24 protein-coding genes and 1 tRNA gene are annotated in these 20,809 nt (G+C 61.6%); 11 read left to right on the top strand and 14 right to left on the bottom strand.

What is annotated here, in order from left to right:
* Nucleotides 1–3: 3 nt before the first annotated feature.
* The gene (locus NKH37_RS00735; RefSeq protein WP_023717633.1) at nt 4–360 is read right to left on the bottom strand and encodes a hypothetical protein; all 357 of its coding nucleotides are present in this window, start codon (nt 358–360) and stop codon (nt 4–6) included.
* A 260-nt stretch (nt 361–620) separates the two neighbouring features.
* Between NKH37_RS00735 and NKH37_RS00730 the strand changes: the two genes are divergently transcribed.
* Nucleotides 621–1,283: a DUF1579 family protein gene (locus tag NKH37_RS00730; protein WP_031193573.1), complete on the top strand. Its 663-nt coding sequence runs from the start codon at nt 621–623 to the stop codon at nt 1,281–1,283.
* 51 nt (nt 1,284–1,334) lie between these two features.
* Here the strand turns inward: NKH37_RS00730 and NKH37_RS00725 are convergent, their stop codons facing one another.
* Both NKH37_RS00725 and moaA read right to left on the bottom strand, forming a co-directional pair.
* The gene (locus NKH37_RS00725; protein ID WP_352547224.1) at nt 1,335–1,757 is read right to left on the bottom strand and encodes a hypothetical protein; all 423 of its coding nucleotides are present in this window, start codon (nt 1,755–1,757) and stop codon (nt 1,335–1,337) included.
* Nucleotides 1,758–1,866: 109 nt separating this feature from the next.
* The gene (gene moaA, locus NKH37_RS00720; protein WP_352855971.1) at nt 1,867–2,862 is read right to left on the bottom strand and encodes a GTP 3',8-cyclase MoaA; all 996 of its coding nucleotides are present in this window, start codon (nt 2,860–2,862) and stop codon (nt 1,867–1,869) included.
* A 198-nt stretch (nt 2,863–3,060) separates the two neighbouring features.
* On the opposite strand from moaA, the gene NKH37_RS00715 reads away from it, so the two are divergent.
* Complete coding sequence (locus NKH37_RS00715; RefSeq protein WP_023717628.1) at nt 3,061–3,414, top strand: gamma-butyrobetaine hydroxylase family protein; 354 nt, start codon at nt 3,061–3,063, stop codon at nt 3,412–3,414.
* Nucleotides 3,415–3,436: 22 nt separating this feature from the next.
* On the opposite strand, the gene NKH37_RS00710 is transcribed toward NKH37_RS00715, so the two are convergent.
* Nucleotides 3,437–3,865, bottom strand: coding sequence for a nuclear transport factor 2 family protein (locus NKH37_RS00710; RefSeq protein WP_031193571.1), 429 nt, complete (start codon nt 3,863–3,865; stop codon nt 3,437–3,439).
* A gap of 148 nt (nt 3,866–4,013) precedes the next feature.
* Here NKH37_RS00710 and NKH37_RS00705 point away from each other — a divergent pair, with 148 nt between their 5' ends.
* The gene (locus NKH37_RS00705; protein ID WP_023717626.1) at nt 4,014–4,625 is read left to right on the top strand and encodes a pyridoxamine 5'-phosphate oxidase family protein; all 612 of its coding nucleotides are present in this window, start codon (nt 4,014–4,016) and stop codon (nt 4,623–4,625) included.
* A gap of 44 nt (nt 4,626–4,669) precedes the next feature.
* Here the strand turns inward: NKH37_RS00705 and NKH37_RS00700 are convergent, their stop codons facing one another.
* Nucleotides 4,670–5,122 carry a MarR family winged helix-turn-helix transcriptional regulator gene (locus tag NKH37_RS00700; protein ID WP_023717625.1) on the bottom strand — a complete coding sequence of 151 codons (453 nt, stop codon included), beginning with the start codon at nt 5,120–5,122 and terminating at the stop codon, nt 4,670–4,672.
* A gap of 47 nt (nt 5,123–5,169) precedes the next feature.
* Here NKH37_RS00700 and NKH37_RS00695 point away from each other — a divergent pair, with 47 nt between their 5' ends.
* Nucleotides 5,170–6,078 carry an alpha/beta hydrolase gene (locus NKH37_RS00695; protein ID WP_353004630.1) on the top strand — a complete coding sequence of 303 codons (909 nt, stop codon included), beginning with the start codon at nt 5,170–5,172 and terminating at the stop codon, nt 6,076–6,078.
* Nucleotides 6,079–6,113: 35 nt separating this feature from the next.
* Here the strand turns inward: NKH37_RS00695 and NKH37_RS00690 are convergent, their stop codons facing one another.
* Nucleotides 6,114–6,728, bottom strand: coding sequence for a TetR/AcrR family transcriptional regulator (locus NKH37_RS00690; protein ID WP_352640837.1), 615 nt, complete (start codon nt 6,726–6,728; stop codon nt 6,114–6,116).
* A gap of 98 nt (nt 6,729–6,826) precedes the next feature.
* On the opposite strand from NKH37_RS00690, the gene NKH37_RS00685 reads away from it, so the two are divergent.
* Both NKH37_RS00685 and NKH37_RS00680 read left to right on the top strand, forming a co-directional pair.
* Nucleotides 6,827–7,573 (top strand): 3-oxoacyl-ACP reductase family protein, encoded by a 747-nt coding sequence (locus NKH37_RS00685; protein ID WP_353004632.1) that lies wholly within the window; start codon nt 6,827–6,829, stop codon nt 7,571–7,573.
* 221 nt (nt 7,574–7,794) lie between these two features.
* The gene (locus tag NKH37_RS00680) at nt 7,795–9,696 is read left to right on the top strand and encodes a L,D-transpeptidase family protein (protein ID WP_023717621.1); all 1,902 of its coding nucleotides are present in this window, start codon (nt 7,795–7,797) and stop codon (nt 9,694–9,696) included.
* A gap of 11 nt (nt 9,697–9,707) precedes the next feature.
* Here NKH37_RS00680 and NKH37_RS00675 read toward each other — a convergent pair whose 3' ends face one another.
* Both NKH37_RS00675 and NKH37_RS00670 read right to left on the bottom strand, forming a co-directional pair.
* Nucleotides 9,708–10,184 carry a hypothetical protein gene (locus NKH37_RS00675; RefSeq protein ID WP_353004670.1) on the bottom strand — a complete coding sequence of 159 codons (477 nt, stop codon included), beginning with the start codon at nt 10,182–10,184 and terminating at the stop codon, nt 9,708–9,710.
* Between the two features lie 127 nt (nt 10,185–10,311).
* Complete coding sequence (locus NKH37_RS00670; protein WP_023717619.1) at nt 10,312–10,563, bottom strand: PepSY domain-containing protein; 252 nt, start codon at nt 10,561–10,563, stop codon at nt 10,312–10,314.
* Between the two features lie 258 nt (nt 10,564–10,821).
* Here NKH37_RS00670 and NKH37_RS00665 point away from each other — a divergent pair, with 258 nt between their 5' ends.
* Complete coding sequence (locus NKH37_RS00665) at nt 10,822–11,034, top strand: hypothetical protein (RefSeq protein ID WP_023717618.1); 213 nt, start codon at nt 10,822–10,824, stop codon at nt 11,032–11,034.
* 92 nt (nt 11,035–11,126) lie between these two features.
* Here the strand turns inward: NKH37_RS00665 and NKH37_RS00660 are convergent, their stop codons facing one another.
* From NKH37_RS00660 to NKH37_RS00650, 3 genes are all read right to left on the bottom strand, one after another.
* Entirely contained in the window at nt 11,127–11,552 is a 426-nt protein-coding gene (locus tag NKH37_RS00660) for a hypothetical protein (protein WP_353004634.1), read from the bottom strand.
* Between the two features lie 104 nt (nt 11,553–11,656).
* Nucleotides 11,657–11,731, bottom strand: a tRNA-Val gene (locus NKH37_RS00655).
* Between the two features lie 102 nt (nt 11,732–11,833).
* Nucleotides 11,834–12,517, bottom strand: a complete 684-nt coding sequence (locus NKH37_RS00650) for a phosphoglycolate phosphatase (RefSeq protein WP_352847916.1) — start codon at nt 12,515–12,517, stop codon at nt 11,834–11,836.
* A gap of 144 nt (nt 12,518–12,661) precedes the next feature.
* On the opposite strand from NKH37_RS00650, the gene rpiA reads away from it, so the two are divergent.
* The 3 genes from rpiA (at nt 12,662) to gor (ending at nt 15,465) form a co-directional block, all read left to right on the top strand.
* Nucleotides 12,662–13,393: a ribose-5-phosphate isomerase RpiA gene (gene rpiA, locus NKH37_RS00645; protein ID WP_023717615.1), complete on the top strand. Its 732-nt coding sequence runs from the start codon at nt 12,662–12,664 to the stop codon at nt 13,391–13,393.
* Complete coding sequence (locus tag NKH37_RS00640; RefSeq protein WP_352494650.1) at nt 13,380–13,958, top strand: DUF2059 domain-containing protein; 579 nt, start codon at nt 13,380–13,382, stop codon at nt 13,956–13,958. The genes rpiA and NKH37_RS00640 overlap by 14 nt, the downstream gene beginning before the upstream one ends.
* 118 nt (nt 13,959–14,076) lie before the next feature.
* Nucleotides 14,077–15,465, top strand: a complete 1,389-nt coding sequence (gor, locus tag NKH37_RS00635; RefSeq protein WP_352790013.1) for a glutathione-disulfide reductase — start codon at nt 14,077–14,079, stop codon at nt 15,463–15,465.
* 57 nt (nt 15,466–15,522) lie between these two features.
* On the opposite strand, the gene mgtE is transcribed toward gor, so the two are convergent.
* Both mgtE and NKH37_RS00625 read right to left on the bottom strand, forming a co-directional pair.
* On the bottom strand, nt 15,523–16,887 hold the full coding sequence (gene mgtE, locus NKH37_RS00630; RefSeq protein WP_353004636.1) for a magnesium transporter: 1,365 nt from the start codon (nt 16,885–16,887) through the stop codon (nt 15,523–15,525).
* A 272-nt stretch (nt 16,888–17,159) separates the two neighbouring features.
* Nucleotides 17,160–19,049 carry an ABC transporter ATP-binding protein/permease gene (locus NKH37_RS00625; RefSeq protein ID WP_023717611.1) on the bottom strand — a complete coding sequence of 630 codons (1,890 nt, stop codon included), beginning with the start codon at nt 19,047–19,049 and terminating at the stop codon, nt 17,160–17,162.
* 634 nt (nt 19,050–19,683) lie between these two features.
* Between NKH37_RS00625 and NKH37_RS00620 the strand changes: the two genes are divergently transcribed.
* Nucleotides 19,684–20,118 (top strand): hypothetical protein, encoded by a 435-nt coding sequence (locus NKH37_RS00620; RefSeq protein ID WP_353004638.1) that lies wholly within the window; start codon nt 19,684–19,686, stop codon nt 20,116–20,118.
* Nucleotides 20,119–20,124: 6 nt separating this feature from the next.
* Here NKH37_RS00620 and NKH37_RS00615 read toward each other — a convergent pair whose 3' ends face one another.
* Entirely contained in the window at nt 20,125–20,802 is a 678-nt protein-coding gene (locus NKH37_RS00615) for a DsbA family oxidoreductase (RefSeq protein WP_353004640.1), read from the bottom strand.
* Between the last annotated feature and the right edge of the window lie 7 nt (nt 20,803–20,809).

The raw sequence follows: 20,809 nt of genomic DNA, 5'->3' as shown, positions 1-20,809 counted from the left end.
GGCTTATTTGCGCGTCAGCACCTCGGTGCCGTTGCCTTCCTTGCCGGCAATCGTCCACAGGCCATGCAGCGAGCCGTCTTCCTGCACCTTGTAGACGACAAGGCCAACCGCCTTGCCCATGACATAGCCGGCGGAGAAGGCATCGTCGTTGCGCATGCAGATGCCGTCCGAGGACGAGCCGCCTGTCTCCCAATGGATCGTGCAGGTAGTCTCGCTGGTCAGCGTAATCGTCGCGTCGCCACCATAGGACGATCCATCGAAGTTGGTGCCGGCCACGGCATAGGTGCCGCCGATCGACTGGGCCGCCGCGGGCAGGGCCGCGAAGCTGAGCAATGCAACAGAAAGAATGAGTTTGTGCATATCGTATTCCCCCACTGGGCGAAGAACCGCTCCAGAGCAGAGGCTAGGCCCGAACGGGCTTGCGGTAAATCCGGTAACCGTTTGCGGACAAGACCTTTTCTGGGTGTGATCCCGAAATGTGCCGTTCCAAAGGATGGGTTCGGAGGGCAAATCGATCACACTGCGGCTCGAGGAAAATTTTTCGACGAGATCAAATTTGCTCGGCAAGATTCACCAAATTGGTCATTGTAGGCTTCTGATCTTGTCTGGGGAGGTGGTCCATGATGAATGCACGAGGCAATGCGGACATGCTTGGCACAGGCAGCAGGCGGCACGTTTCGTCGGCTTCCCGGTTCTCTTCTGCACTGGCGGTTATCCTCATGGCGATGGCGCCTGCCTTCGCCGAGAACGGCGCTTCGGCGTCGGCAGTCGAACGGATGTCCACGCCGGGTCACGAAGCGGATGAACTCGCTCGCCGCGTCGGGAAATGGTCCGTCGTCAACACGATCTGGCCAACGCCCGGCGCCCAGCCGATTGTGATGACCGGGCTGGTGGCCGAGCGTACGATGATCGGCCCCTTCATGCAGGAGGTGATGCGACCGGCGCCCGGGTCGAAAATCCCAGACTTCCAGCGGATAGCCTATTTGAGCTATGACCGGGTGGAGGGCCGCTGGAAGTATGTCTCGATGGATACCCGTTTCCCGGCAGGGATCATGCCCGCCTGGAGTTTTGGTGGCGAGGAGGACGGCAAGATTTCGCTGCTTTTCGAGCCGCTTGGTTTCGTCGGCTTCGGGCCTGAGGTCGAAGGGCGATTCACTGCCTCCGATTTCGTCATTTCCAGGGACGGCGACAATCACGAAGTGGCCGAGCAGCATTTCCTCCAGGCCAATGGCAGCGGCAAGAAATGGCTTGCCGTACGATACGACTACACGCGTCAACCGTGACTCGTTAGCAAAAACAACGGGTTGCGAATATGTTCCGAGGTCGCCGGATGCTCACGGTCCCCTGAGGCTGCCGGCGATCGCTCCGATAAGCGGGTCGTATTTCGATTTCAAGGCTGGCGGATAGTCGATCCAGACCGTACGGATGACACCGTCTTTTCCGAACAGGCGGCGTTCGTAGAAGATGTTCTCGCCTTTGATGCCCGACAGCACCGCCCAGTCCTTGCCGGTCTTGCTGTAGGTAATCTTGTAGCCAGGTTCCTTGCTGCCCCTCTGGGCGGAGACGAAGGCTGTCGGAGTTTCATCATCGATATTGAGGATGCCTGAACAGATCAGGCTGGCGCCATCAGCGGTGAGCCATTGTTGTCCATCGCCATTGTCCGGCTCAGGCTGGCGAAGAGTGAAGATCTCATCCGGAAAGGTGCAGACGGTACCGAAGCGCTCGTTCGTATAGGTGAGTGGCGCGGCAACTGCCATGGTCCCCGCCATCACTCCGAAAAACGTCGGGATTGCAAAAAGCCGCTGCATGAGCCTTGCCTCGAAGCCGATGCCAAGGCGATTATTCTTGCACGAAATCGGTGAAAAATCAGCCGCCGGTGACGCTCATATGCCGCGACACCGATGGGCGGTTGGTGCGGCGATCAATGATGAAGTCGTGGCCTTTCGGCTTGCGGCCGATTGCTTCGTCGATGGCGTCGGCGACCAGCTCGTTGCCTTCGGACGCACGCAGTGGTGCGCGCAGGTCGGCTGCATCTTCCTGGCCGAGGCACATGTAAAGCGTGCCGGTGCAGGTCAGCCGGACCCGGTTGCAGCTTTCGCAGAAATTATGCGTCATCGGCGTGATGAAGCCGAGCCGCCCGCCGGTCTCGGCGACGTGGACATAGCGGGCCGGGCCACCGGTCTTATAGGGAATATCGCTCAGCGTGAACTGGCGCTCGAGTGCTGCGCGCAGCAGCGACAGCGGCAAATACTGGTCGGTGCGGTCGGCGTCGATCTCGCCCATCGGCATTGTTTCGATGACCGTCAGATCCATGCCGCGGCCATGCGCCCAGCGCAGCATTTCCGGCAATTCGGCATCATTGAAGTCCTTCAAGGCCACCGCATTGAGTTTTACCTTCAGCCCCGCCGCCTGCGCCGCGTCGATGCCGTCCATGACCTTATCCAGATTGCCCCAGCGGGTGATCTGGCGGAATTTGTCGGCATCGAGGGTGTCGAGCGAGACGTTGATGCGTTTGACGCCGCAGTCGGCGAGCTCGGTGGCAAAGCGTGAAAGCTGCGATCCGTTGGTGGTCAGCGTCAGCTCTTCCAGCGCACCGCTCTCGAGATGCCGCGAAAGCTGGCGCACCAGATGCATGATGTTCTTGCGCACCAGCGGCTCACCGCCGGTGAGGCGGAGCTTGCGCACGCCCTTTTCGATGAAGACCGTGCAAAGCCGGTCGAGCTCTTCCAGCGACAGCAGGTCCTTCTTGGGCAGGAACGTCATGTCCTCGGCCATGCAATAGGTGCAGCGGAAATCGCAGCGGTCGGTGACCGACACGCGCAGGTAGGTGATCGTGCGACCGAAAGGATCGATCATATCCATGCTTATGCGCTTCCCGTGGCCGTGAACGGCTTCGTTATATATGGCTATGTGATGCGAGCCAACTTGCCATTCAAGATAGAAGCTCGCGATCTGCGGTAACATCCCGACGCCGACAGATCATGTCGGAAGTTCTGAAACGGCCTTTTCCCTCAACGCGAAGCGGCGTAGGGAAGGCTGTCTTCCGCAGGATCCACCAGCATGACAGCGCCAAAGGAACTCAGGGTCTCGAAGGACCGCAAGCTGCTTTCCGTCACCTTTCCGGGCCATCAGCCGTTCGAATTGCCAGCCGAGCTGCTGCGCGTCGCCTCGCCGTCGGCCGAGGTGCAGGGCCATTCGCCCGAACAGCGCGTCACCGTTCCCGGCAAGCGCAATGTAGCGATCCTTAAGATCGAGCCGGTCGGCAATTATGCCGTGCGCATCACCTTCGACGATTTCCACGACACCGGCATCTTCACCTGGAATTACCTGCATACGCTGGGTCATGAGAAGGATGCACGCTGGGCCGCCTATCTCGCCGAGCTGGAAGAGAAGGGGCTGAGCCGCGACCGCTGACTGATTTCGCGGGACGCTTCGGTCAACGCAGCATCGCCAGTATCTCGCTGGTGTCGTGATAAAACGGCGTGCCTTCGATCAGCCGGTCATCCTTGAAGCGCAAGACTTCGGCAAACGGCTGCTTGATGGTTGCACCATTGGCCCGCGATGTCCGCGAAAGCGTGCAGCTCATGAACACCATGTCATCGTTTTGGGCGACCCGGAGGTCCTCCACCGCCACGTCGCTCCAGATTTCCCGCATCTTGCGGAAAAGGGCGCCAACGCCGTCGAGGCCGTTCCAGTCACCGGCATAGGGCAGGGAGCGAGGCTCATGCACGACAATCTCGACATGAAATGCGCTGGCAAGCGTATCGAGGCTCTCCGAGCCTGATTGTAGGAAACGCATTTCAACATTGAACATGTTTTCAATAAGTTCCATGGCGGTGCGTCGCCGGCCGAGCGGTTTCTCCATTTTTGACCTCCGTTTCTGTCAGCACGAAAGCGGTTTGCGCTTGTTCGCGGTCCCTCGACACCCGTTTCCTGATGACCGACAAACGGGCATCGTGTCGTGAAAATGTCATGCGTCTGGAGTAGCGCCGGCAAAGGTTGGAGACGAAAACATGTCCATGATCACCAGCGTCGAACAGCTCGAAGCGCTCTATGGCCTGCCCGGCGAGGCGTCGGTGGTCAAGGAACTCGACCAGCTGATTCCTGAATACGCTGCTTTCATCGAAGCTTCGCCGTTTGCTGCGCTCGCAACCTGCGGGCCTGAAGGGCTGGACTGCTCGCCGCGCGGCGATCTCGCCGGCTTCGTCCGCATCCACGATCCGAAAACGCTGATGATGCCGGACCGGCGCGGTAACAACCGTGCCGATTCGCTAAGGAACATCCTTCGCGATCCGCGCGTCGCGCTTCTGTTCCTGGTGCCGGGTTCCGGCACGACGCTGCGCGTCAATGGACGCGCCCACATCACCACCGATCCCGCGCTCTGCGCCTCGTTCGCAGTCGAGGGCAAGCCGGCGCGCTCGGTGACGGTCGTCGAGGTCGATGCGGTCTATTTCCAGTGCGCCCGCGCCATCCACCGGTCGGATCTGTGGAATCCGGCAAGGCATGTCGACCCGAAATCGCTGCCGACCGCCGGCCAAATCCTGGAAATCACCAGCCGCAAGAACATCGACGGCGAGGTCTACGACAGGGAATGGCCGGAGCGCGCGCAAAAATCGATGTGGTGAAGAAATTTGGTGGTGAGGGAATTTGGTGGTGAAGCACTGGGCCGTCAGGCGGTCTTCAACACCTCGGCAATCTTGCGCATCTGTTCGCCGATCATGTCGCATTGTTCCGGCGTCGACTGGCTCATCGCCTTTTCGATCAGCGTCATGTGGACCTTTAGGGCCCGCATCAGCAGTGCCTCGCCTGCCTCAGTCAACGTCAGCCGCAGCACGCGCTTGTCCTTCTCGTCGCTCTCGCGGCGCAGCAGGTCGCGGGTCTCCAGCTGCGGCAAAAGCATGGTGATGTTGGAGCGACCGACCAGCAGGCGGCGAGCGAGGTCGTGCTGCGACATGCCGGGATGGCGGTAGAGGTTCATCAGCACGTCGAGCTGCGCCGGCTTCAGGTCGAGCGGCGCCAGCTTCACCGCCAAGGTGCGTTCCACCACGTGGCAGGCGCGCGCCACCGCAACCCAGTTGCGAAAACGCGGGTTGTCCCAGGGCAGGTCTTGCTTAATGTTCATGTTTGAACTATTATGTTCATGCTTGAACCAATGGATGGATCGCCACTATGGCATCATTTGGACTGAAGGTCATCCGCGGCACGTTCGGCGTGGCCGAGCATGTGGCGCCGCGACTCACCGGGCGCGCTGCATTCGAGCTGTTCTGCCGCACGCCGCACGAAAAGAGCTTGAGCCATGGTGAGCGCCGCGCAATCGATCGCGCCGCCGATTTCATGACCGAAGCGCGCCATCACCGGCTAAAGACCAGAACCGGCTGCGTCATGGTGCATGAATTCCGGCCCGAGCCGGGCAGGGCGGCTGCAGGCACCGTGCTCGTCATCCATGGCTGGCGTTCGCGTACCGAATACATGCGCACATTGATCGAAGCCTATCGCGATGCCGGCTACAAGGTGGTCTCGCTCGATTTGCCGGGCCACGGCCAGTCGCAGGGCCGCCGGCTGACCCTTGTCAGTGCCGTCGATGCAGCACGGGTTGCCGGCGAATGGTTCGGCCCATTTGCCGCCATCGCCGGCCATTCCTTTGGTGGTGCCGTCGCCGCCAATGCCGTCGCCGGTTCAATCAGACATATCCCGCCGTTGACGGCCGGGCGGCTGGTGCTAATCGCTGCGCCGAGCTCGCTTCCTGCGATCTTTGCCGATTTCAGCCGCATGCTGAATGTCGGCTCGCGCTCGCAGGTCGCCATGGCCGACCGGGTCGAGCGCATCGCCGGCCGGCCGCTGCACGAATTCACCGGTGACCGCCAACTGGCAAGCGCGCCGCTGCCGACGCTGGTGATCCACGCGCCGGACGACCGCGAAGTGTCCGCCGATCATGCAAGGCTCTACGCGCGTGCCGGCGACCATGTGCGGCTGTACTGGGCCGACGGGCTCGGCCACCGCCGCATTCTCGCGGACAAGGGTGTGGTGGAGCGCGCCGTTGGCTTCGTTGCCGGCAGGCTGGAGCCGTCTCTGCAGTGACCTGAATGTCTGTTCTTGTCTGCCGGGTTCGACCGTCACGCCGCCCCGGTGCTGGCCATCGCTATCCAAGCCGCCATTGCCCCGGCCACCGTCTCCAGAAGAGCCGAGCGCGACGCGCCGTCGCGCGCCTGGATCGACATGCCGTGCTGTACGGTCGCATAGAAGGTCGCGGCCGTACCGCAGTCGAAATCGGCCGGCAACTCCCCCTCGGCCACGCCACGCTCGAGGCGTCTCAGCAAGGCTTCGCGGTTTTCGGCACGGCGACGGCGCAGATCATCGCAGATGGCGCCGCGGCTCGAGTCCTGGTGCAATGCGCCGAGCGCGATAAGGCAGCCTTGTGGACGGCCGGTCTGCGAATAGGCCCTGGCCGTCTGCCGCAGGAACCGCTCGACCGCCTGGCGAGCGGTCGGCGCCTTTTCCAGCGCAGACCAGATCTCGGTGCCTTCCACCTGCGTGTAAAGCTCGGTCGCCTCGAGAAACAGCGCTTCCTTGCTGCCGAAGGCTGCGTAGAGGCTGGGTGAGTTGATGCCCATTGCAGCCGTCAGGTCGCTTATCGACGCGCCCGCATAACCCTTGGCCCAAAACACCTCCATTGCCCGCCGCAAGGCGGCGGTTCGATCGAAGGTGCGGGGGCGGCCTCGTTCCGGCATGGTGCGCTTTCTGTGTTGATCGATACATAATTCAGTTGACGCGGTTCAGCAAGGCTGGCAGATATTTATGTATCAATCACTACAAAATGGAGAAGCAAATGTCATCCAGGAGCTTGCACGGCAAGGCCGCCCTCGTCACCGGCGGCAGCCGCGGCATCGGTGCGGCGATCGCACGAAGGCTCGCGGCCGACGGCGCGGGCGTGGCGATCACCTATGTGAATGGCGAGGAACGGGCGCGTTCGGTGGTCGGGGCAATCGAGGCGGCCGGCGGTCGGGCCTTCGCCATCAAGGCCGACAATCGCGATGCTGCCGCGATCGAGGCGGCAGTCGGTGAGGCGGTAAAAGCCTTCGGACGGCTCGACATCCTCGTCAACAGTGCCGGCATCTGGCGCGCTGCGCCGATCCATGCCCTGTCGCTTGCCGACTTCGATGAGACAATGGAGGTCAACCTCAGAGCCCCGTTCGTCGCCGCCAAGGCGGCAGCAGCGCATATGGGCGAGGGTGGCCGGATCATCTCGATCGGCAGCAACCTGGCCGAGCGTGCCACCGATGCCGGCCTGAGCGCCTATTCGGCCAGCAAGGCTGCCTTGGTTGGCCTGACCAAGGCCTTTGCACGCGATCTCGGTCCGCGCGGCATCACCGCCAATGTCGTCCATCCGGGGTCGACGGATACCGACATGAATCCAGCAGGCGGCCCGCACGCCGAGCATCAGCGCCAGAAGATGGCGACGCCTCGCTTCGGCACGGCCGACGAGATCGCCGGCATGGTCGCCTGGCTTGCCGGCCCCGAAGGGCGCTTCGTGACAGGCGCGGCATTGACCATCGACGGCGGCGCCAACGCTTGAGGCTTGGCTCGCGGGCACTACCATTGGTCGGGGGCGAAGGCGGATTGGCTTGACCCGTCACGATGTTGTGAAACCGTTCTGCAACAGACGTTCCGAAATTTATCGAAGCTTAACGAAATCAGTATGAATCAGTATAGTCACGCCTTACATCCGCCATGCGGTGGGCGAGACCGTGAAAGCGGTGCGGAACGGGATCCGGGTTCAACCGGAGCGGGTGATCCATGAAACTCCTTGGAAACAAAGCCACCGTGCTGCCGTTTGCGGTGGCCGTGGCAATGCTGGCCTTCGGCGCGCCGCAGGCTGAAGCACAAGGGTTCTTCGACATGCTTTTCGGCGGCGGCGTCAAACACGCACCGCCGAAAGGTAACTTTCCCCCGCCACCGTCAAAATACAAGCCGAGGCCCAAGGCGCCGGCCGCTTCCGGTGGTGGCGGTGGTGGTGCGCAAATCAGCAGCCCGTCCTATTACACCTACAAGAGCGATCCGCTGGTGCGCGTCGATTTTTCGGCACTGTCGGCAGCGCCTGAACCGGCAACGCCGCAGGATGCTGCGTTCGAGCCGGCGGCCACCGGGGCTGCATTCCGCGAAGCCATTGCCGGGCTCGACGGCTATGACCTCTATGCCGAGAAGGACATCGCCAAGGCGCTGATCGCCTACTACTCAGCCAATCCGGATTTCATCTGGGTGACGGGAACCAGTCCCAGCAGCCGTGCGCAGGATGCGGTGCGGGTGCTGGGCGAAGCCGCGAGCTACGGCCTGACGCCCGCCGACTACACCGTCGAAATTCCGGCAGCAGGCACATCGGCGGGCGATGCCGATGAACGCCTGAAAGAGCTGGTCCGCTTCGAGATGGCGCTGTCGGCACGCGTCCTGCGCTACGCCCGTGACGCACAAAGCGGCCGCGTCGATCCCAACCGCATGACCGGCTACTACGATTTTCCGCCGAAGCCGCTCGACATGGAAGGGGTGCTGAAGACGCTGGCCCATACCCAGCAAGCTCGCACCTACCTCGAATCGCGGCACCCACAGAACGCCGAGTATCAGGCGCTGCGCGTCGAACTGGAAGCGCTCCAGGCCAGCGCCGAAGACGAAATCACCATCGATCCCAATCTGCTGCTGAAGCCGGGGCAGACCAGCCCTGAACTGCCGAAGCTTTTGACAAAGATCGCGCGCAATCTCGATGACGAGATGGGCGGCGCCTATGGCGAGGTCCTGGCGAGGCTCGCCACCAGCGAGGTCTACGATCCGGAGCTGGTGCCGGTGATCAAGGCGGTGCAGAAACGGGCCGGCATGAAAGGCGACGGCGTCATCGGCCCACGTACCGTTGCATCGTTGGCCGGAACGTCCAAGGCCGACAAGGTTCAGAAGGTTCGGGTCGCGCTCGAAGAGTTGCGCTGGCTGCCTTCCGACCTCGGCAGCCCGCGTGTCTTCATCAACCAGCCGGCTTTCACCGCGAGCTATATCGACGATGGCGAGGAGAAGCTGAAGACCCGCGCCGTCGTCGGCAGGCCCACCAACCAGACTGCTTTCTTCTATGACCAGATCGAGCAGGTCGACTTCCACCCCTATTGGGGCGTGCCGCAGTCGATCCTGGTCAATGAGATGCTGCCGCGGCTGCGCCGGGATCCGGGCTATCTCGACCGCGCGGGCTATGAGGTGGTCAATGCGCGCGGTAAGCGCATTCCCTCCTCCTCGGTCAATTGGGGCGCCTATGGCGCGAAGATACCCTACGGCGTGCGCCAGCTGCCGAGCGAGGCCAATGCGCTGGGCGAGTTGAAGATATTGTTCCCCAACAAGCACGCCATCTACATGCATGACACGCCGCAGAAGTCGTTTTTCCAGCGCGACATGCGCGCGCTCAGCCATGGCTGCGTGCGCTTGCAGGATCCGCGCGGTATGGCGGCTGCCGTGCTCGGCACCTCGGTCGACTACATCGAGGACAGACTGAAGCTCGGACATTCGACCGAAGACGTGACACGCAAGATCCCGGTCTATGTCGCCTATTTCACCGCATGGCCGGACCTGTCCGGCAATGTCGAATATTTCAACGACGTCTACGGCCGCGACACAAGGCTGCAGCAGGCGCTCGACAGCACGGAAGCGGTGCGTTCGCCGGCAAGCTGAGGAATGCGGGTCTAGCGCTGAAAGAGCGGACGCCGGAAGCCGGCCTCGCGCCCGGCGATCAGCCAATACACCAGGCCAGCGACAACGCCTGCTGCGGCAATGATACCGATATCGGCCCAGCGCTCCGGGTTCGTGTCGTCTGGTACACTGGGCCAGATCAGGGCGAAGCCGCCAACCGCAGCCGCGGCGCCGAAGATCATATGCAGCCAAAAACTGCGCAGCGAGAAAAACTCGGCAATCAGTGCGAAGATCAGCGTCTGCAAGGCAGTCAGCACGATCGTCAGAAAATAGATGAACATGCCGAGCGGCGGCAACAGCAGCACCGCAACGGGGCTGACACCCATGACGTCGAAATAATTCGGCGCATTTGGCAGCGAGCTCAGCCCGCCATAGATCGCCGCCACCGCGATCAGCCCAACCAGTACCGCTATGAAATAACCCGCGAGCATCATCAGAAAGCGTTTCAATACGTGCTTTACCGTCGCCATGCCCACCCCCGCGCGCAATGATAGCACCCAGTCAGCCATCAAAGTCGTATCTGCGCAAGGGTGTGCCGAAGGCCCGGGACCTTCGAGGCGCGCCATTTTTTAGAATCTGGACCGTTGGCGGACAGCTTCATTTCGGCGCGGCTGTCACCGGATCATAGGTGATTTCGACTTTGGCCTTGTCGTTCGTGTAATAAATGACGGTGTAGGCGCCGCTGTCCCAATCGATTTCCTTGATGTAGCGGAAGTCGTCGCGCTGCTCGACTTTGGCAATGATTTCCGACAGCTTCTTGGCATTCTGCGCCGGCACCGGATTTTCGTCAGCCGCAAAGGCCGATCCGCCGACAAGCAGCACGGCGGCCGCCAAAACAAGTCTGGACATGGCTTTCCCTCACATCTCGATCAGCAGAAACTCGTTTCCATACAGGTTTGTTCCGGGATCGCGGAGCGTTGCGCTACAACGAGACGCCGTCCGTACCTGATCTATGGCCGCCGAAAGAACAAGGCGACTGCCTAAAATCATGATGCGTCGCCTCAACATCGCGGCCATAACAGTGCCGACGGTCACTCGGGGGTCTACATGCAAATGCGTCATGCCATCATATTTGTACTTTCCATACTTTCCATCCCGTCCGTTTCGATGCCTGTGCAGAAAGCCGAGGCGCTGGAACCTGAACGCTATACGGTCTATTGCGCCGACGACCGTATCGAAGTTTCGTTCTGGGATATCGAGCAGATGAAGGTGCGGGCCGGCTCCAACGTTTGCCAGTTCCAGAGCTATACGAGCTACAGCAGCGCCTTGAATTTCGCCCAAAAGAATTTTGGCGGCGAGGGGGCGACCTGCAGCTGCTAGCCGCTCTGGCTTGAAGGTGTTGCGTTAGCACGAAGCCTTCTGCGCTCACTTCACATTCCCTACGCAGATCCGCAAGCGTGGTTTTCTGAGGGCTAGAGCTTCCCAGACATGCGCAAGCATAGAGAGACCTCGCCTTTCCAGCCGTACATCGACATTGGTGAGAAGGTCAGTCCGTACCTTCCTGCCTGCGAAACCTGTGTGACCTGCCACTTCTGGTCGTACTCGGTGAAGTCGTGCTTTTCATCGTCTGGTAGATCAGCCACGCGCCAGAAGACAGGCTCCCGGTATTCCCAATTCTTGCTGTCTTCTTCGGTGCTTGCGTTAGTGGCGCCGCGCATTGCCAGAAACACGAAGGTTCCGGGCTTTGCGATTTTGATTCTGAACTCGTGATCTTTCGAAATCGATGTCCAGCACCCGGTTTCCTTGTCGACCGTGATGGAGATCGGCGATTTCGCCTGCGCCGCAACACTGGCGACAAGAACCCCGAGCAACACGCCTTTCGACAGTAGCCTCTTCATCAAACGCCCCGTTTTGGTCCGCGCGCCGGCCGCTATATTCTGCTTTGAAATATGAGAAGTCGCCCATAGAGGCTGGAAAGGAGAGGACGGCTAAGCAATGCAAATGGTGGGCGATGCAGGGATTGAACCTGCGACCCCACCCGTGTGAAGGGTGTGCTCTCCCGCTGAGCTAATCGCCCGCTCATTGCCCGAAGGCCAAGCGCGCCGCGATATAAGGGAGGCCGGCCCGCGAAGTCAACCACTTGTCGGTCGGCATCTGGCGGTCTGGACTATGGCCGGCTTCAGCCCTCTGCCGCGGCCATCAGCCCTTGTACCAGATCGAGCGTCAGCGAATCGAAATGCGAGATCACCGCCGACGGTTCGAACTCCCGCACATGACGGTCGGTGTAGCCGAAATCGACTGCCACCACCGGAATGCCGGCGGCCTTTGCCGTGTCGATGTCGGTCTGCGAATCACCGACCATCAGTGCACGGTGCGGGTCGCCGCCGGCACGCGCGATGGTCTGCGTGAGATGGCGCGGGTCTGGCTTGCGGAACGGAAAACTGTCCTGGCCGCAGATCGCCGCGAAATGCCTGGTCATGCCGAGCGCTTCGATCAGTGCCACCGAATTGGCCTCGTATTTGTTGGTACAGATGGCCAGCAGGTAGCCGGCCGCCTCGAACCGCGCGATCGCCTCCGGGACGCCCGGGTAAGGGCGCGATTTGCCGGGAATGTTAACGGTGTAATGGTCCAGAAACAGCTTTAGCAGGCGGTCGTGCTCCTCCACTGCCAGCGACCTGTGCTGCGCTGCATGGGCGCGCTCTATCATCACCCGGCCGCCATGGCCGACGAAGCGCTTGAAGCCGGCTTCGTCGACGGCCGTGAGCTGGCTGGCGGCAAGGCTGTGGTTGAGGCTGTCGAGCAGATCCGGCGCCGTGTCGATCAGCGTCCCGTCGAGGTCGAACACGATGATCGGTCGGGTCATGGCCTGTCCTGTGACGATTTGATTGCCGGCAGGCGATAACCGCTGCGGCCCGTTCAGGCAAGCCGGCTTATGCACCGCAGGCAAGGTCCTTTGACCAGCCCGGCAAAAATGCTACCAGCGCCGAAACAAATCTTAGGACCCGGCATGGATGCGAGGCAATTGAAGGTTGAGGCCGCTCGGGCAGCGCTTGCCCACGTCACGGACGGCATGCGGCTCGGCATCGGCACCGGCACGACAGCGGATGAGTTCGTGCGGCTGCTCGCCGACAAGGTCGCCACCGGCCTGACTGTCATCGGCGTGCCGACCTCGGAGCGCACCGCCGTCCTTTGCACCGAGCTTGGTGTGCCGCTGTCGACCCTCGAGGAAACGCCCGAGCTCGACCTCACCATCGACGGCGCCGACGAGATCGATCCGGCGCTGACACTGGTCAAGGGCGGCGGCGGCGCGCTGCTGCGCGAAAAGATCGTCGCGGCGGCCTCCGCCCGCATGATCGTCATCGCCGACAGCTCCAAGATGGTCGAGATGATCGGCCGTTTTCCGCTGCCCATCGAAGTCAACCGATTTGGCCTGCGCGCCACCGAAATTGCAGTTGGCGCAGTGGCTGCAAACCTTGGCCTTTCCGGCCCTGTTACACTGAGGATGACGGGGAGCCAGCCATTTGTTACAGACGGCGGCCATTTTATCCTCGATGCATCTTTTGGCCGCATTCCGGATACAAGAGCGCTTTCGAATGCTCTCCACGCCATTCCGGGCGTGGTCGAGCATGGTCTTTTCATCGGGCTGGCATCAACGGCCATCATAGCCGGCGGCGACGGCATCCAAACCGTCCATGCCGCCCGAAAACCAGGGAGTTTTACCGATCATGATGTTGCATAACCGGGTTGGCCGCTTTTTTGCCATTCTGGCGGCCTCGGCCGTTTTCGCGTTTTCGTCGCCGGCGTTTTCGCAGGATGTCACTGATGCGCATTTGAAGGCGGCGCGCGCCGCGGTCGCGGCGATCCATGCGACGGATACGTTCGACAACATCCTGCCGCAAGCTGCCGCGGCGCTCGAGCAGCAGCTGATCCAGAAGAACCCGGACATGCAGGAACTGATCGCCAAGACGATCAACGAGAAGGCGATGGCCCTGGCATCGCGCCGCGCCGACCTGGAAAAGGAAGCAGCGCTTGCCTATGCAAAAGTGTTCTCGGAAAAGGAGCTCACTGAAATCGCCGCCTTCTACAACTCCGATACCGGCAAGAAGCTGCTCGACAACGGCTCGATCGTGACGCGCGAGCTGGTGAAGGCTGCCGACATCTGGCAGAACGGCCTGGCTCGCGATCTCGCCCAACAGGTAGGCGAGACCCTGGGTGCAGCGGCGAATGCCAAGGCGCCGGCCGCACCTGCCGACGGTGCCGCCCCGGCCGATGGCGCTGCTCCTGCGGACGCGACACCGAATTGATCGCGAACTTCCGAGCGGCCTGACCGCCACTGGACCAGAAAGCCCGGCAAGTCCGGGCTTTTCTTTTGATGGTCGGCAGCCTACCTGTCTCGGTGTTTGAGGGGCAAGGAGTTCAGCCATGGCCGGTTACGACTACGATCTTTTCGTCATCGGCGGCGGCTCCGGCGGGGTGAGGGCGGCGCGCGTCGCGGCAGCACTCGGCAAGCGCGTCGGCATCGCCGAGGAATACCGCTATGGCGGCACCTGTGTGATCCGCGGCTGTGTGCCGAAAAAGCTCTATGTCTATGCCTCGCAATTCCCCGAGCATTTCGCCGACGCCGCCGGCTATGGCTGGACGGTGCCTGAGGCGCGTTTCGACTGGCAGACGCTGGTCGCCAACAAGGATCGCGAAATCAGCCGGCTGGAGGCCATCTACCAGAACAACGTGCAGGGCGCCGGCGGCGAAGTCTTTCACTCACGCGCCGTGCTGGTCGATCCGCATGTGGTGCATCTTCTCGGTGAGGATCGCACCGTTACCGCCGACCAGATCCTGATCGCTACCGGCGGGCGTCCGGCACCGCACCCGGCATTGCCCGGCCATGAGCACTGCATCTTCTCCAACGAGGCCTTCGACCTCAAGGAGCTGCCGAAGGCAATCATGATCGAGGGCGGCGGCTATATCGCCGTCGAATTCGCCAACATCTTTCACGGGCTTGGCGTCGACACGACGCTTGTCTACCGCGGCAAGGAAATCCTCAGCCGTTTCGACATGGACCTCAGACGCATGCTGCACGAGACGATGGAAAAGAAGGGGATAAGAATCCTCTGCCACGCCGTGTCAGAGTGGGTCAGGAAGCGGCCTGACGGCCGGCTCGACGCGCTTGTCACCGGCGGCACGGTGCTGACGGTCGATCAGGTCATGCTCGCCATCGGCCGCATTCCCAATACCGAGAACATGGGCCTGGAAGGCGTCGGCATCGAGATGACCAAGACCGGGGCAATCCAGGTCGACGGATACTCCCGCACCAATATCGACAACATCTGGGCGATCGGTGACGTCACCCACCGCGTGCAATTGACGCCGGTGGCGATCCACGAGGCGATGTGCTTCGTCGAGACCGCCTTCAAGGACAAGCCGACGGCGCCCGACCACGACACGATCGCGACCGCGGTCTTTTCCCAGCCCGAGATCGGCACGGTCGGCCTGTCGGAGGATGAGGCGGCAAAACGCTTTTCGGATCTCGAAATCTACCGCGCCACCTTCCGGCCAATGCGGCACACGCTTTCCGGCCGCGATGAAAAGATGCTGATGAAGCTGGTCGTCGACGGCGCCTCGAAAAGAGTCCTCGGCGCCCACATCCTCGGGCCGGATGCCGGCGAAATGGCGCAGCTTCTCGGCATACCGCTGAAGGCCGGGCTGACCAAGGATGATTTCGATCGTACCATGGCGGTGCATCCGACCGCGGCGGAAGAACTCGTCACCATGTACAAGCCGACTTACCGGGTGAGAGATGGTGAGCGCGTCTGACGCGACAAGAACCCATCGCGGCAACGGGATTGCCGCGATGGAAGTGCGTGAGTTTTTTTACAGCAGCGTTCCGCGCAGGATCACCAGCGCCACAGAAAAATAAATCACCAACCCGGTGACGTCGACCAGCGTGGCGACGAACGGAGCCGATGCGCTGGCCGGATCGAAGCCGATGCGCTTCAGGGCGAACGGCAGCATCGATCCAGACAGCGAGCCGAAGGTGACGATGCCAACCAGCGTGGCGCCGATCGTCATTGCGATCAGCGGCCAGTGGGGGCCGTAGTCGTAGAAGCCGAGATACTGCCAGAGCGCGATGCGGCAAACGCCGACTACGCCAAGGATCGAGCCAAGCACCAGACCAGTCGGCAGCTCGCGCAGGGCCACCCGCCACCAGTCGCCAAGGCCGATCTCGCGCAGCGCCAGCGCCCGGATGACCAGCGAGGTCGCCTGCGAGCCGGAATTGCCGCCGGAGCTCATGATCAATGGAATGAATAGCGTCAGCACGATCGCTTTTTCCAGCTCGCCCTCGTAGCTCTGCATCGCGTTGGCGGTCAGCATCTCGCTGACGAACAGCGCGCATAGCCAGCCGGCCCGCTTCTGGATCATCGCCAGAAAGCTCATCTTCATATAGGGCTCGTCCAGAGCTTCCAGGCCGCCGAAGCGATGCACGTCCTCGGTCGTTTCCTCGATCATCGTGTCGATGATGTCGTCGATGGTGACGATGCCGAGGAGTTTGCCGTTGTCCACGACCGGGACGGCGAGCAGATCATATTTCGAGATCAGCTGTGCGACCTTCCCGCTGTCGGTCAGCGGCGAAACGGTGACAGGCGCGCGATCCGGCGCAACCGCCATGATCAGCTCATCCGGCTCACCGGCGATCAGACGGCGCAAGCTGGTCGAGCGCAGCAGGACATGCGTTTGCGGATCGACGATGTAGATCGCGTAGACGGTTTCGCGTGTCCGCTCCACCTTGCGGATGTAATCCAGCGTGCGGGCCACGCTCCAGTCCGGCGGCACGCTGACATATTCGGTCGTCATGAGCGAGGCGGCGCTGCCCTCGGGGTAGCCTAGAATGGCAAGCAGCGTCGCGCGCAGCGGCGGCGCCAGGCCGCCGAGCAGTTCGGAACGAGCCGGTTCGTTCAGATCGCGCAGTATGTCGGCGGCGCGGTCGACCGACATGGCCGCAAGCAGCCTGCCTGCCCTGCTGCGGGGCAGCGCCTCGACCAGTTCGGACGCGCCGTCGAGTTCAGGCTGGTCGAAGATCTCGACCAGCCGCTCGAACGGCACTTCGCAGAGCAGATCCGATGCTGTCTCGCGGGGCTCCTGATTCAAGGCCTCGACGATATCGGCGATGTGTTCGTTGGCAAGCACGCGGGCGATGGCGATAGCATCGCCGCCCGCGACAGGGGAAAACTCGTTCATGGCTCACTCCTTGCCGTCCGGCAGGACGTGAGCCGGTCAGGTCACGTCAAGCGGACGGCGGTTGCGTTCGACTGTGACTGTCGCCAGGCATGGCGCGGTGACCTTTCTGCTCGCGGGTTCGGGTTGGGATCTCTGCGAGCCGGCGCAACATAGGAGCGCGCCTTGCCGAGTCAATCGCGAGAGCGGGTCAAAACGGCGGCAAACCGACTGGATCGCGAGACTGTGATCGGGCTGCGTGGCAGGCTGGCTGGATGCCGGCAGTGGTGCCGCGGCTATCTCTGCTTCAGCCGGCGGGGAAAGCGCAGCCATTTGTCCTCGGCCGGCCGCGTCGGCTGCGTGAGGATGGTGGTGAGCTCGACCGGCAAGCTCGGAACCAGCGGCTTCTTGGTCGCGACGCCGTCGGCGATCGCAACCACGCTGTGGTAGAATTCGGTTCCCGCGACCGATCTCGGCGGCGTCGCCTCATGCATGATCGAGATCACCGTTGCGTCGGGGCAATTGTCCTTGATCGCCTGATGGAAGGCAATTCGTCCTTCAGGATCGAGCGCGCCGGTGGCTTCATCGAGGAACAGCAGTCCGGGCTGCTGCAGCACGATGCGGGCGACGACCAGCTTCTGTTTCTGCCCACCCGAAAGAACCTGATCCCAGATCTTTCCTTCACGGCTCTCATCGGCCAGATGCTCGATGAAGTCGCCGAGGCCGGCCTTGTGCAGGGCGGATGCGACCTGCCGGTCGGCGTAATCATGCTCGGAACCGGGCAGGCAGACAAGCTGCTTCAGCGAGACCTGCTGCAGCTTCACCTCCTGGGCGGCGTAGAAACTCCTGACCCCTTCAGGGAAGACAATGGTGCCGCGGCCATAAGGCCACAGGCCGTTGATCGCCTTGATCAGCGAGGTTTTGCCGCATCCGGATTCGCCCTTCAGGAACGTCCACTCGCCACGCCGGAAGCGCAAGTTTGCAGCGCTCAGGAACGGGGTGGCGTCCTCGCCCTGATGCGCCAATTCGAGCTTCTGGATGGTCAGGCCGAACACCGGGTTCTGGCGGTCGTAACGAAAATCGGAGCGGCCGGTCAGCCCGTAGAATTCCTGCGGGTGCTGGACGTTTTCGATCGCATTTGCGAGTTCGGTGACTCGCTGGCTGTTGGCCCGCACCGCGGCGATGGCAGGCATGACGTGGATGAACCATGAACACTGGCTGATCAGTGAATTGACCATTTCAGAGCCAGTTATGTAACCCTTGAGATCGAACCCGTTGTGGATGAACGGCACTAGCCCAGGCCCGTAGGCCACAATGCGGGCGCCGATGAAATTGTAGATCAGCTCGAACGAATTGTAGCCTGTGTTGACGATGTTCAGCCGCGCCCAGGTGCGGTCGATGTCGACATAGCGCTGGCTGTGCACCGTCTTCTGCACATTCTCGCCTTGCGATGCGGCGACATGAAAACTGCGGCGTAGGAACGTGATCAGCTCGCCGCGATAGCTGCCTTCGGCCTGCTGCATTCTGACATTGAGCCGTTCCAGCAGCCTGCCCAGCTTGACCGCGATCCAGGTGTTCAACGGCACGTAGGTGGCGACTGCCAGAAACGCGAGGACGGCGCTGCCATAGCTGCCGAGGAACTCCAACCCTTTGACCTCCGCCGAGTGTGCAAGCAGTTGCTGGCCGACGAAATACAATGAAGTAGCAACGGCCAGGACCCCCATGGCGAGGCCGATGGCTCCGCCCGTCATATCCTTGATCGATTCCTGGATGCGTTGGTCGATATTGTCGGGAGCGGCGGCGCCTGACGAACCATGCTGAGCGTGGAAATGCGTGTGATTGGAATCAAGCAGGGCTTCGTTGAACTGGCTGTCGAGCCAGCCTCGCCATTTGCGATGCAACGTTGCGGATACCAGGCTGCGGATACCGGTAAAACCCGCATCTTTGAGCACGACCAGGAGGACAAGTATCCCGGCATTGGTCAGCAATGTCTGAAGCGGCGTGGTGTTTGCGGCATCGTGGAAAAAGGCGATCGAGTTGACCAGCTCTCCGGATGCTACGGCAAACCATACGCCTGCCTTGCTGGAGAGCGCGGTGAGCAGGGCGATCACCAGTGTCAGCGTCCAGGCTTCCACCCAACGGTCTGAGAACCAGTAGGCCCGCATCAGTCCCCAGAAGCTGCGCATCGACGATACGGGCGTCAGGGGCGACTGCCTTGCGGCACCGCGGAGCCATTTTTCCGATATTGAATGTCGCGTTGGTCTATCGACCCGAATCACTAATCCCGCCCAAACGGTTTTCTTTTGTTACGGACAGTAACACCAATTGATCATTTTCCATTAGCTTTTCTCCAACCGCAGGTGGATTGGCTGGCCGGCCGTTGCAGTGGAGCAACAGAATGAATGCTCACGGCGCTAAGCTGTCACGTTTCGAGGGGCGGAATATCAACGCAATTTCAAACAGTTACTTGCCCGCCCCAGAGCAGGTAGACACCTTCCCCTAGGGAAGGTCTTCACACAGCTTTGTGAACATAGAAGCGCCGTCCGGCAGTCGATTTTCACAAGCTGAACCGATCTTCAGCCCGCCTTTACGGTCAGGTCCGACCTCGTCGGTGGCCAGAACGTGACCGTATGATTCGTGGTTGAAGCCGCCTTGTCACGAATCAGCCAAGCAATGACTTTGCCATTACAGTCCAGGATGCGGACCAACATCCATTAGACCATGCTTTTTTAGAGCGCGAACAAAACTGCGTTTGACAATGATGCGCTACGGATCGAACCTGCCGGGGCGCATCCACGTTTGAACCGGGGGGAGTTCTTCATGCTTGCACGGACTTTTTTTGCCGCGATGCTCGCAACATTTGCCTGGCTGCCGCAAACATATGCCGGCAGTCAGACCGTTCCTGCAAACGCCGAGGGGCAGGTCGAGTTCAACACTCCGTCCGGCAATATCGGCTGCATCTATACGCCGAAGGGCGGCACCAGCACCTACGAGCCGCAGGATGGCGGACCGGAGCTGAGCTGTTCGCGTGTCGAGCCCAGCTACGTCACCATCATCCTCGGGCCGAAAGGCCCGGCGACGCTGATCAAGTATCCGGGCGAGCAAGGCTGCTGCGGCGACGTCACCAAGCTGGCCTACGGCAATAGCTGGAGCAAGGGGCCGTTTTCCTGCCAGTCATCCACCGAGGGATTGACCTGCACCGGCAAGCATGGCCATGGCTTTTTCGTCAGCAAGGCCAAGGTGACGGTGAAATAGTCCGGCTCAGTTGGCCGTTTCCAGCTCGCCGCGCGCCTTGGCCGCTGCAACCTGGCGGATCGCATCGGCAAGCGTATCGGCGTCCTGGGCTCCCATTACGGCATATTTGCCCTCAAGCAGAAAGCACGGCACGCCCGATATGCCCATGCGCGAAGCGGTGGCGATTTCGGTGCGCACCGCCTCGACATCAGCGTCGGTCGGCAGCAGCGTTTCGACCACGGAGGCATCCATGCCGGCCTCGCGGGCGGCTTCGATCAGCACGGCATGATCGCCGAGATTGGCGCCTTCCTCGAAATTCAGCTGGAACAGCCGGCGCACCAGCCGGTTCTGAACGGCCTCGCCGGCAGTCCCGGCCCAGCGAATGAGCCGGTGCGCATCCAGCGTATTGGGCGCGACCTTGATGGCGTCGAAGGCGAAGGAAATCCCTTCAGCCTCGCCCAGCGGCTCGATCCGGGCATGGATTTCGCGGATGCGTTGCTCGCTGCCGAATTTCGCCACCATGTAGTCGCGGCGGTTCTTGCCTTCGGGCGGGATCGTCGGGTCGAGCTGGAAGGGCCGCCAGCGTATGTGAACGTCGATATCGACGGCGGCAATCGCCTTGTCGAGCCGCTTCTGGCCGATGAAGCACCAGGGGCACACGACGTCGGAGACCACATCGACGGTAATCGAGCTCTCGTCGTTCATCTTGATC

The sequence above is a fragment of the Mesorhizobium sp. M1217 genome, from assembly GCF_040318275.1.
Taxonomy (GTDB): Bacteria; Pseudomonadota; Alphaproteobacteria; order Rhizobiales; family Rhizobiaceae; genus Mesorhizobium.
This window is presented reverse-complemented; position numbering and strand designations above follow the sequence as displayed.

Excerpts from the sequence above, each read along its gene's own strand:
- NKH37_RS00665 (WP_023717618.1), top strand. The coding sequence starts at position 10,822 with ATGCCTGTGCAGAAAGCCGAGGCGCTGGAACCTGAACGCTATACGGTC.
- moaA (WP_352855971.1), bottom strand. The coding sequence starts at position 2,862 with ATGGATATGATCGATCCTTTCGGTCGCACGATCACCTACCTGCGCGTG.
- rpiA (WP_023717615.1), top strand. The coding sequence starts at position 12,662 with ATGGATGCGAGGCAATTGAAGGTTGAGGCCGCTCGGGCAGCGCTTGCC.
- NKH37_RS00735 (WP_023717633.1), bottom strand. The coding sequence starts at position 360 with ATGCACAAACTCATTCTTTCTGTTGCATTGCTCAGCTTCGCGGCCCTG.
- NKH37_RS00680 (WP_023717621.1), top strand. The coding sequence starts at position 7,795 with ATGAAACTCCTTGGAAACAAAGCCACCGTGCTGCCGTTTGCGGTGGCC.
- NKH37_RS00725 (WP_352547224.1), bottom strand. The coding sequence starts at position 1,757 with ATGGCAGTTGCCGCGCCACTCACCTATACGAACGAGCGCTTCGGTACC.
- NKH37_RS00640 (WP_352494650.1), top strand. The coding sequence starts at position 13,380 with ATGATGTTGCATAACCGGGTTGGCCGCTTTTTTGCCATTCTGGCGGCC.
- NKH37_RS00715 (WP_023717628.1), top strand. The coding sequence starts at position 3,061 with ATGACAGCGCCAAAGGAACTCAGGGTCTCGAAGGACCGCAAGCTGCTT.
- NKH37_RS00650 (WP_352847916.1), bottom strand. The coding sequence starts at position 12,517 with ATGACCCGACCGATCATCGTGTTCGACCTCGACGGGACGCTGATCGAC.
- NKH37_RS00705 (WP_023717626.1), top strand. The coding sequence starts at position 4,014 with ATGTCCATGATCACCAGCGTCGAACAGCTCGAAGCGCTCTATGGCCTG.
- NKH37_RS00695 (WP_353004630.1), top strand. The coding sequence starts at position 5,170 with ATGGCATCATTTGGACTGAAGGTCATCCGCGGCACGTTCGGCGTGGCC.
- NKH37_RS00685 (WP_353004632.1), top strand. The coding sequence starts at position 6,827 with ATGTCATCCAGGAGCTTGCACGGCAAGGCCGCCCTCGTCACCGGCGGC.
- NKH37_RS00700 (WP_023717625.1), bottom strand. The coding sequence starts at position 5,122 with ATGAACATTAAGCAAGACCTGCCCTGGGACAACCCGCGTTTTCGCAAC.
- NKH37_RS00615 (WP_353004640.1), bottom strand. The coding sequence starts at position 20,802 with ATGAACGACGAGAGCTCGATTACCGTCGATGTGGTCTCCGACGTCGTG.
- NKH37_RS00730 (WP_031193573.1), top strand. The coding sequence starts at position 621 with ATGATGAATGCACGAGGCAATGCGGACATGCTTGGCACAGGCAGCAGG.
- mgtE (WP_353004636.1), bottom strand. The coding sequence starts at position 16,887 with ATGAACGAGTTTTCCCCTGTCGCGGGCGGCGATGCTATCGCCATCGCC.
- NKH37_RS00625 (WP_023717611.1), bottom strand. The coding sequence starts at position 19,049 with ATGCGCAGCTTCTGGGGACTGATGCGGGCCTACTGGTTCTCAGACCGT.
- NKH37_RS00620 (WP_353004638.1), top strand. The coding sequence starts at position 19,684 with ATGCTTGCACGGACTTTTTTTGCCGCGATGCTCGCAACATTTGCCTGG.
- NKH37_RS00710 (WP_031193571.1), bottom strand. The coding sequence starts at position 3,865 with ATGGAGAAACCGCTCGGCCGGCGACGCACCGCCATGGAACTTATTGAA.
- NKH37_RS00660 (WP_353004634.1), bottom strand. The coding sequence starts at position 11,552 with ATGAAGAGGCTACTGTCGAAAGGCGTGTTGCTCGGGGTTCTTGTCGCC.
- NKH37_RS00675 (WP_353004670.1), bottom strand. The coding sequence starts at position 10,184 with ATGGCGACGGTAAAGCACGTATTGAAACGCTTTCTGATGATGCTCGCG.
- NKH37_RS00670 (WP_023717619.1), bottom strand. The coding sequence starts at position 10,563 with ATGTCCAGACTTGTTTTGGCGGCCGCCGTGCTGCTTGTCGGCGGATCG.
- gor (WP_352790013.1), top strand. The coding sequence starts at position 14,077 with ATGGCCGGTTACGACTACGATCTTTTCGTCATCGGCGGCGGCTCCGGC.
- NKH37_RS00690 (WP_352640837.1), bottom strand. The coding sequence starts at position 6,728 with ATGCCGGAACGAGGCCGCCCCCGCACCTTCGATCGAACCGCCGCCTTG.